This is a genomic window from Longitalea luteola, assembly GCF_017356035.1.
Taxonomy (GTDB): domain Bacteria; phylum Bacteroidota; class Bacteroidia; order Chitinophagales; family Chitinophagaceae; genus Niastella; species Niastella luteola.
In genome coordinates this window covers 720235-735485 of record NZ_JAFIQX010000001.1, presented here as the reverse complement: position 1 = coordinate 735485, position 15251 = coordinate 720235, and the positions used below count along the sequence as shown (strand labels likewise).

General features: G+C 46.8%; 11 protein-coding genes. 5 read left to right on the top strand and 6 right to left on the bottom strand.

Annotated features, from left to right (window positions below; genetic code table 11):
* Nucleotides 1-34 precede the first annotated feature (34 nt).
* The 4 genes from JUB15_RS02750 to JUB15_RS02735 all read right to left on the bottom strand — a co-directional run bounded on the left by JUB15_RS02750 (nucleotide 35) and on the right by JUB15_RS02735 (nucleotide 6058).
* A complete protein-coding gene (locus tag JUB15_RS02750; RefSeq protein ID WP_207510786.1) occupies nucleotides 35-997 on the bottom strand; it encodes an MBL fold metallo-hydrolase in 963 nt (320 codons plus the stop codon).
* Nucleotides 998-1286: 289 nt separating this feature from the next.
* Entirely contained in the window at nucleotides 1287-3326 is a 2040-nt protein-coding gene (locus JUB15_RS02745; RefSeq protein WP_207510785.1) for a glycoside hydrolase family 127 protein, read from the bottom strand.
* Between the two features lie 84 nt (nucleotides 3327-3410).
* Nucleotides 3411-4745 carry a Fic family protein gene (locus tag JUB15_RS02740; protein ID WP_207510784.1) on the bottom strand — a complete coding sequence of 445 codons (1335 nt, stop codon included), beginning with the start codon at nucleotides 4743-4745 and terminating at the stop codon, nucleotides 3411-3413.
* A 122-nt stretch (nucleotides 4746-4867) separates the two neighbouring features.
* The gene (locus JUB15_RS02735) at nucleotides 4868-6058 is read right to left on the bottom strand and encodes a pyridoxal phosphate-dependent aminotransferase (protein WP_207510783.1); all 1191 of its coding nucleotides are present in this window, start codon (nucleotides 6056-6058) and stop codon (nucleotides 4868-4870) included.
* Nucleotides 6059-6481: 423 nt separating this feature from the next.
* Between JUB15_RS02735 and secDF the strand changes: the two genes are divergently transcribed.
* The 3 genes from secDF to JUB15_RS02720 all read left to right on the top strand — a co-directional run bounded on the left by secDF (nucleotide 6482) and on the right by JUB15_RS02720 (nucleotide 12049).
* Nucleotides 6482-9535, top strand: a complete 3054-nt coding sequence (secDF, locus tag JUB15_RS02730) for a protein translocase subunit SecDF (RefSeq protein ID WP_207510782.1) — start codon at nucleotides 6482-6484, stop codon at nucleotides 9533-9535.
* Between the two features lie 499 nt (nucleotides 9536-10034).
* The gene (locus JUB15_RS02725; RefSeq protein ID WP_207510781.1) at nucleotides 10035-11348 is read left to right on the top strand and encodes a sensor histidine kinase; all 1314 of its coding nucleotides are present in this window, start codon (nucleotides 10035-10037) and stop codon (nucleotides 11346-11348) included.
* Between the two features lie 2 nt (nucleotides 11349-11350).
* The gene (locus JUB15_RS02720; RefSeq protein ID WP_207510780.1) at nucleotides 11351-12049 is read left to right on the top strand and encodes a response regulator transcription factor; all 699 of its coding nucleotides are present in this window, start codon (nucleotides 11351-11353) and stop codon (nucleotides 12047-12049) included.
* A gap of 14 nt (nucleotides 12050-12063) precedes the next feature.
* Here JUB15_RS02720 and JUB15_RS02715 read toward each other — a convergent pair whose 3' ends face one another.
* Nucleotides 12064-12378 (bottom strand): MmcQ/YjbR family DNA-binding protein, encoded by a 315-nt coding sequence (locus JUB15_RS02715; protein ID WP_207510779.1) that lies wholly within the window; start codon nucleotides 12376-12378, stop codon nucleotides 12064-12066.
* A gap of 11 nt (nucleotides 12379-12389) precedes the next feature.
* Complete coding sequence (locus JUB15_RS02710) at nucleotides 12390-12734, bottom strand: HesB/IscA family protein (protein WP_207510778.1); 345 nt, start codon at nucleotides 12732-12734, stop codon at nucleotides 12390-12392.
* A gap of 254 nt (nucleotides 12735-12988) precedes the next feature.
* On the opposite strand from JUB15_RS02710, the gene JUB15_RS02705 reads away from it, so the two are divergent.
* Both JUB15_RS02705 and JUB15_RS02700 read left to right on the top strand, forming a co-directional pair.
* A complete protein-coding gene (locus tag JUB15_RS02705) occupies nucleotides 12989-13522 on the top strand; it encodes a DUF7935 family protein (protein ID WP_207510777.1) in 534 nt (177 codons plus the stop codon).
* Between the two features lie 86 nt (nucleotides 13523-13608).
* Entirely contained in the window at nucleotides 13609-15171 is a 1563-nt protein-coding gene (locus JUB15_RS02700) for an acyl-CoA mutase large subunit family protein (protein ID WP_207510776.1), read from the top strand.
* Nucleotides 15172-15251: the final 80 nt, after the last annotated feature.

Below are 15251 nucleotides of genomic sequence, written 5' to 3'. Positions count from 1 at the left end.
TAAAGCATTATCGAATTATCAAATTATCAAATTATCAAATTGAATTTGCTTTCCTGCTTTTATAAACATACCACGCCGTTAATGCCAGCACTGCTACTCCAGCAGCTACTGCAACCCCGGGCGCTACCTTGCTCACCGGCTTGGGAATATAGGTTACGCCGCCTTCATCGGCAACGGCCGCTTCTCTGGTATAACGGCCATGTGCAGGAACCGCTATTTCCTTGAAATTATTTGCCAGATTGTGGAGCATTTTCCGCATTTCTTCCCCCTTCATTGGCTGCCCGTGACCTGTCGCCACTATATCCGGCTCCAGGGCTGCAAGCGTTTTAACCGATTTAGCGGCTGCCTTCCAGTCGCTGGTGAAATATCGCGGCGGGCCTGTGATCTTTTTAGTTTGCATCATCACCGACCAAACCGATTCCTGCCGGGTAGTTACAAATGCATCACCCGCCAGTAATACCCGGTCACGGCGTCTGAACAGGCTGATATGCCCGGGTGAATGCCCCGGCGTATGAATATACCTCCAGTCTGGCAGGTAGGGCAGACTTCCATCTTCGGGTAATAACTGAATATGATCGCTGATATTGATCGGTCCTTTCGGGAATACAGGTGACATTACTGTCATTAAGCCACCGCCGGCCCAGGGATCGGGCGGTGGGTAAGACGACAGCCCCGACAAATACGGCAGTTCCATCAAATGGGCAAACACCGGAACTTCCCATTCCTTGGCGAGTTCCAGCACAGAACCTACATGATCGAAATGTCCATGCGTTAAAATAATGGCAGCCGGTGTTGACTCGGGCCAGAAGAGGTATTCAGCCAGTTCCTTGATCTTGGAGGCTGACCGCTTTAGTCCGGCATCAACCAGCACCCATTTTTTATCAACAGCATTATGAATGAAATACATGTTTACAAAAGCATCGCGCAATCCCCATATGCCAGGTGCTACCATAAACCAGTTTACGTCGATCACTGACTTTATCGTTCCGCTTTTCATTGATGATTTTTTTTAGAGTGGAAGAAACGGATAAGGTATTACATAGCAGATAAATAAAATCTATGCCAATGGTAAGCTGGTTACAAATAGCAAGTGGCGAGCAGGAAACCGCTCGTGGAAATAGCGAGTAACAAGTAACTAGTGACGGGTAGGAAATACAGGCCGGCGGCACGCAGCAATATGCCATCTGTAATGGCTGCAAGAGGATCAAAGGTGAGTTGCGAATTTGAGCCCTGCCAGCTACTAGCCACTTACCACTAGCCAAATTCCACTAACCACTTAAATGAATTTACTTACCCTTTATAACCGGATGATCATCCATCGAAATAATATCGATAGCCCTGATCTTCTCAGGAAACCAAACCATCATCTCCCCTTTGCCGCGGTTAGCCCAGGCATAATAAGGAATGGCTGTAATCTTTTTTCGGGTGGTAGACACCGTTTGTGCGTTTTCATCTACCGTGATCACGGGTGCTACGGTCTGCAATACTTCCACTCCGTTCAACAGATCCGGTTTGAATGACGTTTGAAAGCTGGCATCAGCAGGTATCAGGATATTAGCCGCTTTGCCATCGTTATCGGCCCATTCGGCGCAATAGATCAGCGGACCGCGCTGTAAGGCCACTTTACCCAGATCGTCTTTTACTTTTTCATTGGCCACCACGCGGCGAACTTCCATCGGCAGGTCTACCTTCAGCACATCGCCTTTTTTCCAGGTACGTTTGATTACAGCATAGCCTTTTTCGAGGGTATAGTCTACCGGTTGTCCGTTTATGGTAATAGCCGGCCTGGTTGACTGATCCCCTCTGAAACTGTACAGGTCAGATGGGATGGCCTCGTTGCGGGCCCAGCCCGGAATACGCACCAGCAGGCTGAACGCATCGCTTTTTGCAGGAGAAACAGTAAACTGGAGGTCACCATTCCATGGGTAATTGTTCTGTTGTACAATATTCACCGGTTTACCATGCACCTGCAGGGTTGCTTTGCCCGATACAAACAGGTTTACATACACGGCATCGCCTTTCTGTGCATATACATAACCCGGGATGGAGGGGATCAGGCGGGTGAGGTTGGTGGGGCAGCACGAACATTCAAACCAGCCTGAGCGGGCCGGTTCCATGCTGTGGTGCGAATAATGGTTCCTGATCTGCATGGCATTGGTATAAAAGAACGATTTACCATCGAGCCCTACGCCGCTGATCAGGCCGTTGTACAACATTTTTTCCAGCACATCCATATATTTTGAATCGCCATGCAGCAGGAACATGCGGTAGTTCCAGTATACGCCGGCAATGGCCGCACAGGTTTCGTTATAAGCCGTGGCATTGGGCAGCTCATAATTCTCACCAAACCGTTCACCGGAGGGAATGGCCCCCAGCCCGCCCTGCACATAGATCTTTTTGGCAACGACGTTCTGCCAGATGGAATCAATGGCCAGCAGCAGTTTTTCATCACCCGTTAAAGCAGCCACATCGGCCACCGCAGCATACAGGTAAGCAGCCCGCACCGCATGGCCTACAGCCTCCCGCTGATCTGCCACCGGCAGATGATCCTGCCAGTAAGACCCATTCTTCCACGGATCTTTATTTTTGGCATCGTATCCGTTATAATGTCCGCGTTCTTCAATAAAGAATTTGGCGGTTTGCAGGTATTCGGGCTTACCGGTGATGCGGTACAGCTTCACGAGTCCCATTTCAACTATTTCATGACCAGGCGCAACGCGCTTTTTGTTTGGCCCGAACACAGCACACACGAGATCTGCATTTTTAAGGGCAATATTCAGCAGGTTCTTTTTACCGGTAGCATAATAATGCGCATAGGCGGCTTCGTATAAATGGCCGGAATTATACAGTTCATGGCTGAGCTCCCTTTCTTTCACCCATCTTTCTGCACCGGCCCAGGCATGCGGCGCCTGCGGGTTAATGGTACGGGCGGTGTACAGATAGCCATCGGGCTCCTGTGCTTTGGCCACCTTATCGATCAGGGAGTCAATGTAGGCTTCGAGCTTTTTATCGGGGAACAGGCTTAGCGAAAAAGAAGCGCCTTCTATGGTTTTGTAAATATCGGTATCATCGAAAGGAAACGTAGTACAGAACTTTCCGCTTTTGGCAGCGGCCATTTCAAAGTTCTTAATACGGCCGGTACTTTCGCAACGGGCAAAAGAAGCAGGAATGGTCACGGTGTGATTGATCTTCATCCGCGGCAGCCAGAAATTATCGGTAAACTGAACCGCCGTAAAATTCACGCCCTGTACGGGATAATCTTTGGGTTGGGCAAAAGAGAGATTAGCAGCAAAAACAGCCAGCCCAAACAAGGTTTGTTTCATCATGGAAGCGTTCGTTTTAAGCTACTAAATATACGGCAAAAACGAATACTATGGCTTGAAATGTCGTCGTGACACAAATGACCAGAGTTAACTGATATAATTCTGCCCCTCTTTCAGCTTTTGGGTAATAAAATCCATATGTCGTCTTGCTTCGGTTTGTACGAAATCATTTATTTCCTTTTCGGTTAGCTGTTCTCCATATAAGTATTCAATTCTTCTCTTTGGAACACTTACTACATAATTCCCATATTTGAACTCAAATACAATATTGCTTGTATAATTAAAATATCCAAAACCAGAACGATTAAAGCCCTCATAACCATAATGAAATATTACTGAATTTGTGTCTTTCTTTAGAAAAGCATTTACATTAGCAAGTTGATCGGTCTTTATATCAGAATGCTCATCATTATTAATAACCGAAATATTATATTCTGTCGTTGAGTAAAACCTGTCAAATTTGCTACAAGTTTCAATAAAAGCTTTATATAGCTTCTTAATTGAATTTTCAAATACATCGATAATTGCTTCACGTGTTTTTTCGAGCTCTAACTTTTTCCCAACCCCCTTTAACTTTTGCTCCAGCAAAGCTATCTCCTTATCCAGATCATCCGGTTCCTCAATAATTTCTCCTCTTGCACCCGCAATCATAATCTCTAGTGAACGCACCAGATTTTTAGCGATGTAATCAAAAAATGGTTCATAACTCCCGCTATCTGCTTGTTGCAAGGCGGAAAAGTAATTACTCTTGTCATCTGTTTTAATAATCGCCGGCGGAAATCCATACTGCATTAAAATGAAATTCATTAATATGCGAGCTACTCTACCATTGCCATCATCGAAGGGATGAATGAGAATAAATTTGTAATGAAATTCGGCGGCAAGTATAACCGGGTTAGTATCCCGCGCGTCTTTTTTTTGCCGGTACCATTGAATCAATTCCTGCATCTTAGCAGGTGTCTCTTCTGGTGTAGCAAACCGGAATATTTCACCAGTTCTCGTTAAAACGTGATTGGGCACCGACTTGTATTTGCCTATTTCAATTCTCTTCGTAGTTTCCTTTCCATCAGCAGTAACCGCTTTCCGCTCATACGGTTCTTTCAAAAGTAATTTATGAAGCTCCCGAATAAACACTTCTGTTATCGGATAATCATCCTTTACAATTTCTGTTACCCACTTTATGGCTTCGTCATGACCGGTTATTTCCAGATGGTCATGTAAAGGTTTACCCTGCGCAGTAATACCAAACAAAATAAGCGCCTTTGTTTCACCATAGGTCAGGGAATTTCCTTCCAAGTGATTGGAATGGTAATCCCAATCTAGCCGAAGCTTTTGCATAATGATGGCTTCACGCTCCTCGTCTATGGGACGCAGTTTATCCAACTCTATTTTGAGTTGTAATGCTTTAGCTATTTGTTCCATATAAATTTATAGTCCCCTGACAGTTAAAAATACGTATGATTTATAACATATTGGAAAACAAAAAAACCCCGGCAACGTTTGAACCGTTACCGGGGTGATATTACCTTGTAATCTACTTATCACTATTTCAGCTTCGCCAAAGCAGCAGTGATGCGCTTCCAGGCTTCTTCGATCTTTTCCATGCTGTTGGCAAAAGAGATCCGGATAGCGGTAGGCTCACCAAAAGCGCGACCGGTAACGGTACTTACATGCGCTTTGTTCAGCAGGTACATACACAGGTCATCCGCATCTTTGATAGTTTCCTCGCCGTCGCTCTTGCCAAAGTAAGAGCTTACAGTGGGGAATACATAGAACGCACCATCCGGCTCAGCGAAAGTCAAACCAGGAATAGCGCTCATCAGTTCAATAACGCGTTTTTTACGACGCTCGAACTCTTTGGTCATATCCATGGAAGGTTTCAGATCGGTAGTTAAAGCCGTGATAGCGGCACGCTGGGTGATACTGTTGGTACCGCTGGTGAACTGACCCTGTAATTTCTCACAGGCTTTGATCACATCAGGATGAGCGGCCAGGTAACCTAACCGGTAACCGGTCATGGCAAAACCTTTACTTAAACCATTCAGAACGATAACGCGGTCTTTCAGTTCTTCGAACTGCGCGATGCTCTCGTGTTTGCCTACGAAATTGATGTATTCATAAATTTCGTCAGACAGGATATAACAGTTGGGATATTTTTTGAATACATTGGCCAGGCCTTCCAGCTCGGCTTTGCTGTACACGCTTCCACTCGGGTTACAGGGTGAAGAGAAAATGAACAGCCTTGTTTTATCGCTGATGGCAGCTTCCAGCTCAGCAGGAGTGATCTTGTACTTGTTCTTCAAAGAAGTAGGCACCAGTTTCACAACGCCTTCGCCCAGTTTCACGATCTCGGAGTAAGTAACCCAGTAAGGCGTAGGGATGATCACTTCATCGCCTTTGCTCACCGTAGCAAATACCGCATTGGCCAGGCTGTGTTTGGCGCCGGTGGAAGCAATAATATTTTCAGGCTTATAGTTCAGGTTATTATCACGCTTCAGCTTGGTACAAACCGCTTCACGCAATTCAGGATAACCGGCTACCGGTGTATAGTGGCTCCAGTTGTCATCAATTGCCTTCTTGGCAGCTTCCTTAATATGCGCAGGGGTATCAAAATCTGGTTCGCCCAGGCTCAGGTCGATCACATCAATTCCTTTGGCGCGCAATTCACGGCCCAACTTAGCCATCTTCAAGGTTTCCGGCTCGTTGAATAACTGTAAACGGGATGATAGTTGCATACTAAAATTAGGTTGGTAATTTTTTTGTGCCGCAAAAGTACTGCAAATGTGCTAATGTACTTATCTGAAAATGTGCCGCCCTGAAATATTAGAAAATTGAAAAATGCGCGGGCTGTTACGGGTTGCAGGTTTCAGGTTACAGGGCCTTCATGGCCAAAAACTTATAAGAATTGCAAAATTCCTCACCAACCGGCCCCGAACAACTGAACAACTCCGCTTTTCCGAAATAGTGCAGATCCTTCCGTAAGTGAAAATTTTAGCCCGACACGCATATTTCTCACTAAAACTCGTTTTTAGTTCCAAAATACCCCGTTTAAAGCCTGAATCCCCCGTGAAACCTGTAACTTGTAACCTGTAACCCTATTGTTTCCTGACCGAAAACACTATCTTTGCCAACTCTAAAAAAATAAATGACACAATCCAATGAGAGCACTGGTTAGCATTTTTGCAGGTCTGTTGATCCTGATCTCTTTATACCAGCTTTCGTTTACCTGGTTTGTTAACCAGCACGAAAAAGAAATGGGTAAAAAAGCAGATGCCTATGTAAAACGGACCTATCCCCTTACTCCTGCCCAAAAGTACCCCACCAACACCGAAGCCCGGGCTTTATACAAAGACACCGTGGACAATGCACGCGACGCTTATCTCGACAGCTTGCTGACTGCTTCAAGAGACAAAAAAATTACCTGGTGGGGACAAACCTACCAGAAAGCTAAAGAAAGCGAACTGTTGCTGGGTCTTGACCTGCAAGGTGGTATCAACGTAACGATGGATGTAGCCCTCGACGGTCTCATTAAAGGCCTGGCTAACAACCCCAAAGATCCACAGTTACTGAAAGCGATCGCTGAAGCCCAAAGAAGAAAATTAACCAGCGATCAAAACTTTATCGATCTGTTTGCCAACGCCTACCGCGAGCAGAACGCAGGCGGCAAACTGGCCCCCCTGTTCGCCAACGCCAACAACAAACTGAGCCCTACAGCTTCCGATAACCGGGTGTTAGACTACATCTACGAGCAGGCGAAAGCCGCTATGAGCCAGACCTTCCAGGTGCTGCGCAAACGTATTGACAAGTTCGGTGTAGCGCAACCTAACATCAGCCTTGATGAGAACAAAGGTATTATCACTGTAGAACTGGCCGGCGCCAGCGATCCGGAAAGGGTTCGTAAATACCTGCAATCGACCGCCAACCTGCAATTCTGGGAGGTTTATACCCTCGAAGAGCTTTCAAATTCTGTGATGAACGCGTCTAAAGCGCTCGATGACTACCTGTCATACACAAAACTTGATTCAACCGGCGCCATCGATTCTACCAAAAAAGACACATCTGCCGCCAGCCGTAACATCCTGGCCAGCAAAATAAAATTCATTCCACCGCAACAGGATCCGCAAACCGGCAAGGTGAGCTATTCTCCTTCACTGGGTCTGGCCCTGTTGTCTGATACCGGCGCGGTGAACAGGTACCTGAACATCCCTGCTGTTCGCAACGCCTTCCCTTCGAACATTAAGTTCCTGTGGGGCAAACAAGACCGCGACGACGATGGCAAATTGAGCAATTTCCTCAGGCTGTACGCCATCAAGACCGTTCCCGGCAGAGACCGCGCAGAACTGGAAGGTGATGCGATCGTAGACGCCCGCCAGGAATTTGACCAGGTTACCAACGAGGTGGCAGTTGCCATGGAAATGAATGCCAGCGGCGCCAAGAACTGGGCCCGCATGACCGAAAAGAACGTAGGCAAACCCATCGCTATCGTGCTCGATGATATCGTTTACAGCGCTCCCAACGTAATTCAAAAGATCGAAGGCGGTAACTCCCGCATTACGATGGGTTCAGGCGGCAAGAACCAGCAACTGGTGATAGAAGAAGCCAATGACCTGGCCAACATCCTGAAAGCCGGGAAACTGGAAGCTCCTGCCGTCATTGTACAGGAGCAGGTGGTTGGTCCCACCCTCGGTGAGCAGGCCGTAAACGGCGGTATCATGGCCTTCGCTATTTCATTCCTGGTAATATTCATTCTGATGCTGGTTTATTACAATACCGGTGGTATTGTGGCCAACATCGCCCTTATATTGAACCTGTTGTTTACCATCGGCGTACTGAGCGCCCTGAATGCCACCTTAACTGCCCCCGGTATTGCCGGTCTGGTGTTAACCATTGGTATGGCGGTAGACACGAACGTGATCATCTTTGAACGTATCAAGGAAGAACTGTCAAAAGGCAGCACATACGCCCAGGCAGTTAAAGCCGGTTACCTGCGTTCTTTGCCTCCGGTTCTCGATGGTCACATCACTACCCTGTTAACAGCTATCATTCTGTTCATCTATGGTTTGGGCCCGGTATTAGGTTTTGCCACCACCCAGATCCTGGGTATTCTGTTATCGCTGTTCTGCGGTATCCTGGTATCCCGCCTGATCACCGATTTCTATACCAAAAAGAACAGGCACTTCCAGTACTTTACCGCTTTATCAAAACGCATCTTCAAACATGCCGCTTATAAATTCATTCAATACCGGAAGATCGCTTACACCATTTCTGCTGTAGTACTGCTGCTGGGTGTGGCTTCTTTCTTCCATGGTTTCAGGTATGGTGTTGAATTTCGCGGTGGTAGAAGCTATGTAGTGAACTTTGGTAAAGAAGTGAATGCGGAAGAAGTACGGAATGCGCTGGAAAAAACGTTTGGAAGCACGCCTGTGATTAAGACCTATGGCGGCGAGAACAAATTGAATATCACAACCGATTACCGTATAGCAGAAACCGGATTAACGGTTGATTCTGCCGTGCAAAGCACCCTGTACACCGGACTGAAACCTTTCCTGCCGGAAGCAACCACCCAGCAGGATTTCAATACCCGTTTACTGGAAGGCAGCAACAAGGTAAACCCCACTATTTCCGATGACCTGAAAGCAGGTGCACAGTGGGCAACTTTCTGGTCACTGCTGATCATTGCTCTTTATATCTTCATCCGTTTCCGGGACTGGCGATATTCTGTTGGAACCATCGTTGCCTTGCTGCACGACGTACTGGTTACATTGGCCGTGTTCTCGTTCCTGAAAGATGTGGTGCCATTCCCGCTTGAAATTGACCAGCACTTCATTGCAGCGATACTGACCGTGATCGGTTTCTCGATGAACGATACCGTGATCGTGTACGACCGTATTCGCGAATACAGTCATACCATGCACGGCGCCGATAAAACGACCATTATTAACAAAGCGATCAACGAAACACTGAGCCGTACCATCATGACGTCGCTCACCGTGTTCCTCACCATCCTGATCCTGTTCCTGGTAGGCGGCGAGGTAACCAAAGGTTTCGCATTCGCGATGTTGATAGGTGTTGTTACCGGTAGTTATTCATCTATCTTTGTGGCAGCGCCGATCCTGATCGACTTTGCCAAAGATAAACCTCTGGGTGAGCCTGCTCCAGAACCCAAAGCAGGAACTGCCGCTCAGAAACCGGCACTGGCTAAGAAAGCATAGAAATACAGAAATTCGTAAATAAGAAAAGCCTCTCGATACATCGAGGGGCTTTTTGCTTGTATAGGCAGTGAATTGGCAATTGGTACAGTGAATCGCTTCATGCCGGTACCAATCAGCCATTTGTAGACGGCGGTGGCAATAAAAAAACGGAATGCTTTATCACTCCCCCTTTAGGGGCTGGGGAGCGGGGCTGGGATGAGGTAAAAAAACGCCGCCCACCCGGAGCGACGTTTAAACCCTAAAGAAACCGACCTACTTAAATGTTTTTATTGAATGGATGATGGTGTGTGGTAAACCTCTGTGCTTTTTTGCTTTTTGCCTTGTGCCTCTATGCCTTGTAGCCTCCGATAATGTGAAAGTATTCAAATGCATTACCCGGGAAAAATTTTACGGCCTGCTTAACCGGCGATTAACAATCCCCCTTGCCTTGACCAGCTGTTACCATCTTCGTAACTTTCCTTAACAAGCAGTTAACCAGATAGAAAAAATTCTGTGCATAATGGGTAGCAAATTTGCCTACGGGAGTTTATCAGATAATATGCGTTCATCAACACTCAGGTGGCTGGTATTGCTGGCCAGCATTTTAATAATGCTGATCATAACAGTGCAGTTATTCTGGCTTAACAAAGTGTATTCGTTCGAACAAAAAACGTTTAATACCAACGTTGTCAAAAGCATCCGCGGCCTGTATGAAGACCTGAACCTGGTTAATAGCCGCGCGCACCTGCAGGACCTCATCGAACATCCCAGTATCGATTATTTTCTGATGCGCGTCGATAACTTTCACTCAAAGGACTCCATCGCCTACCACCTGCAACATGAGCTCAACGAATTCGATGTATTGACCGATGCATACATTGCTTACTATGACGCCGGGCATACCCGCTATAAAGACACATCCTATATTACCGCAGCAGCTTCGCGTTATCCGCCCAGCACCATCAACCTCTCTGTTTACAATCGTCCCTTCAGCTATATCTTGCTGTATTTTCCGCACCGCAATAAATATGTGCTGCAACAAATGAATTTCTGGTTTATCAGCAGCGCCATTGTTTTCCTCGTGCTTATCGGACTGGCCATGATCCTGTTCTTCTTCTACCGGCAGCGGTTCCTCGCAGAGATCCAGAAAGATTTCGTGAACAATTTCACCCACGAATTCAAAACACCGCTGGCCGTAATGAAAATATCAGCAGAAGTATTGTTACAGGAAAAGATAACCGCACAACCGGATCGCTTACGTAAATATGCCACCATCATCGCAAATCAAACGCAGCACCTGCAGGACCAGGTGGAAAGACTGTTGCAGATCGCGCGGTCAGACAGGAAAGACCTGACCATCGAGAAAAAACAGGTGCCGTTGAAAGACCTCATTGAACAGGCCGTTGCCAAAATGCAACCCCTGATCGATGAGAAAAAAGCAGAAGTAAAGATCCAGGTCGATGAAGAACAGTATAACATGGAGTTGTCTGCCGACCGGGCGCACCTGGAACTGGCCATCGTTAACCTGTTGGAAAATGCCCTCAAGTTTTCGGCAAAACCGTACATCATTGTTTCCATTGGCCAAGAAGAGGGCAATATTTACATTTCAGTTAAAGACAACGGCATTGGCATTGACAAGAAATACCAGAAGCGCCTGTTCAATAAATTTTACCGCGTGCCCACCGGCGACGTGCATAATGTAAAAGGGTTTGGACTGGGATTAAACTTTGTAAAACGGATCATCGATGCCCATCATGGCACTATTAAAATAAACAGCCTGCCCGGTATTGGAACCGAGTTCAGGCTTATTCTTCCAGCAACTGTAAACAGCTGATCATGCTAACAAAAAAAGCTAAAGTACTATTGGCCGAAGACGACCTGTCATTAGGATATGTAATAAAAGACAACCTGCAGGACGCAGGTTATGAAGTGGTTTTATGTGCCGACGGACAAACCGCCATTGAGAAATTCGATAAAACACAATACGATATTTGTCTGCTCGACGTAATGATGCCCAATAAGGATGGATTCACGGTAGCGCGAAAGATCCGCCAGCAAAGCGACATGGTCCCTATTTTGTTCCTCACCGCCAAGTCAATGGAAGAAGACAAAATCAAAGGCTTTCTTACCGGCGCCGATGATTATATTACCAAACCTTTCAGCATGCAGGAACTGTTACTGCGCATGGAGGTATTCATCCGTCGCTCACGTAAACTGCGGGCCGATAGTATTCAGGAATTCAGCATCGGCAATATGAGGTTCTCCCATACCGATCTGAAACTGCACACACCGGCAGAAACCTTTACGCTAACACAAAAGGAAGCCGACCTGCTGAAGTTCCTGTGCGAACATGCGAACCACATTTTAAAACGCGATGAAGTATTACTGAACGTGTGGGGTAAAGATGATTATTTCCTGGGAAGAAGTATGGATGTATTCATGACCAAGCTGCGTAAATACTTTAAAGCCGATCCCAATATAATGCTTGAAACCATCCATGGTGTGGGTTTCCGGTTCAACGCAACCGTAAGCTAGATGGCGGACGCCGGTTACCGGTTCTTTATTTCATTATAGGCAGTAGTAAGAATATCTTTCAATATTGTTTTTCGTATTTTCTTCAGATCTACGAATGTCCAGCCCTGCTTGCCCCATTTATTCTCAACCGGGTAAATGACGGTTTTATCAATAGCGCAAAAAACCGATTGATCCACTTCAGACAGCTTTACACAGATCAGGTGGCTGCCGGGAGCATGCGTAGCAAAGATCTTTTTCTTCACCCTGAAAGAGGTCTTTTCAAAGTGAGGTTGTTCTTCCACGCCCTCGAACGAAAGCGCCAGTTCTTTGAATGTTGCGGGATCAACCATCGGATAGCTGCCTATACTGCAAACGAAGTTCCACAGCCGCAGGTTTTGCTGGCATTGGGATTATTAAATGTGAATCCACGTGCGTTCAACCCATCGGCCCAGTCGATTTGCATTCCCATCAGGTATATGCCGTGTGACCTGTTCATGATAAAGGTCTGCCCCTCGAATTCAAACACCTCATCATCGGCTTGTTTGTCGTCAAAACCCAGGATATAAGAAAGGCCCGAACAGCCACCGCCCTTTACACCAACCCGTAAGAATTTGGTAGTGTCAAAGTCCGGAGCGGTCATCAGGCGACGGATCTCAGCCAGGGCGCCGGCAGTAAAGCTCACAGGAACGGCCATTGTCATTTCCATACTTGAATCATTTATATTGCAAAATTACGATAAAACGGGTTACAGGCTGCCAGTTAACCGGTCACCGGTTCTAAGAGCATACCTGCCTTTGAAATGATTTAACAGAACATGTTGCAATGCCCCAAAACCGGCACACGGAACCGGTAACCGGGAACTTTTGTTTTATATACTGTAACTACTACCTTTTCGTTTAAATAACTTATTACTAATAACTTAAAACTAAGAACTATTTTTGTTCACCTAAAACCTATTGAATGCAACTAACTACCACCCAAATGGTAATTTCTGTGTTGATTGCCCTTACGCTGGGCGGTTTTCTGGCCTATGCGCTTTGGAAGCAACGCAAAGAAGCCAAAGAACTGATGGAAAAGCACGAGAAGCAAAAGGCTGCTGCACCCTCTGCCCAACCGCTTCAATTGCAGGCTTATGAACGTTTAATGTTACTGGTAGACAGGATTGCATTACCCAATATCATCAGCCGTACCAGCCAGGCCGGCCTGAGCGCCCGTGACATGCAGGCATTGCTGGTTCAACAGATCCGCCAGGAGTTTGAATATAATGTTACACAGCAGATCTATGTGTCGCAGGAATCGTGGGAAGCAGTACGTAACCTGAAAGATCAGAATATATTGATTATTAATCAGATCGCTTCATTTTTACCGGCAGACGCCACTGGCCAGGACCTCAGTCGCAGCATCCTCGAAATGCTGATGCAATCGCCCAAGGCCTCTTTGCACAACGTAGTGGCCGATGTCCTGAGTTTTGAAGCGAAAAAACTAATGAGCTAAGACGAAATCTGAAGTCAGAGGTCGGAAGTCGGAAATACAAGCTCTTCAGACTTCAGACGTCAGACCTCAGACCTCTAAAGAATGATATGCCAGAAAAAAAACTATATACCGATAGCGCCATTGAAATAAAACAGGTGTACACTGCCGATGATGTACCTGCTTCCAGTCAGGCTGAAAAACCGGGACAGTTTCCCTTTACCCGGGGCGTGCAGGAAGATATGTATCGCGGTAAACTGTGGACCATGCGCCAGTATGCCGGGTTCAGCACTGCCGAAGAAAGCAATAAACGGTATCACTATTTGCTGTCACAGGGCGTAATGGGACTGAGTGTAGCATTCGACCTGCCCACCCAGATCGGGTACGACAGCGATCATCCGCTGGCAGAAGGAGAAGTTGGAAAAGTAGGCGTAGCCATCGACAGCATTGAAGACATGCAAACGCTGTTCAAAGGCATTAGGCTCGAAGAGGTGTCCACCTCCATGACCATCAATGCCACGGCTTATATCCTGCTCTCATTGTATGTAGCACTGGCCAAACAGCAGGGCGCCGATCTGAAAAAGATCTCCGGCACCATTCAAAACGATATTCTGAAAGAATATGCCGCCCGCGGTACCTACATCTATCCACCGCAACCTTCCATGCGCATCATCACTGATATTTTCGAATGGTGCAGCAGGGAACTGCCTAAATGGAACACCATTTCCATTTCTGGTTATCATATCCGGGAAGCCGGCAGCACGGCCGTTCAGGAAATTGCCTTTACGCTGAGCAATGGTAAAGCCTATGTGAAGGCGGCACTGGCAAAAGGGCTCGACATCAATGTATTCGGCCGCCGCCTGTCGTTCTTTTTCAATGCGCACAATAACCTGTTCGAAGAAATAGCCAAGTTCAGAGCTGCCCGGCGCATGTGGGCCAATATCATGAAGGAATTGGGCGCTACCGATCCCAAAGCCATGATGCTGCGTTTTCATACCCAGACCGGCGGCAGCACCTTAACGGCCCAACAACCGCAAAACAATATCAGCCGCGTCACGGTACAAACGCTCGCCGCTGTCCTGGGCGGAACCCAATCGCTGCATACCAACGGCTATGACGAAGCCTTAAGCCTGCCTACCGAAGAAGCGGCCCGCATAGCTTTACGTACACAGCAGATCGTTGCTTTTGAAAGCGGCGCTGCAGATACAGTTGACCCGTTGGCCGGTTCTTATTACGTAGAAGCGCTCACCAGCGAAATAGAACAAAAAGCCTATGAACTTATAGCTACCATCGATGCCATGGGAGGCAGCGTATCGGCTATTGAAGAGGGATTCATCCAGGAGGCTATTGCCCGCAGCTCGTATGAATATCAACGCAGGATCGAAAATGGAGAAAAGATCATTGTAGGCGTTAATAAGTTCCAGTCAACCGAAAAAGATACTACCCCTGTCTTCCGGGTAGACGACTCCATTCGCCAGGTACAAAGTCAAAAACTGGCCAGACTGCGTAACGACCGCGATCCCGCCAAATGCGACCAGGTGTTACAATATCTTTCAGACAAAGCTACTTCCGGTGAAAACATAATGCCCACTGTTATTGAAGCCGTTGAGCAAAAATGTACATTGGGAGAAATTGCTGACACGTTACGGGAAGTGTACGGTGAATATAAATGAGTTCAAAGTTTTAAGTTCTAAGTTTTAAGTTCCTTTAAACCGCAAACTGTATACTATAAACTGGGAACTTTGAACCGCGC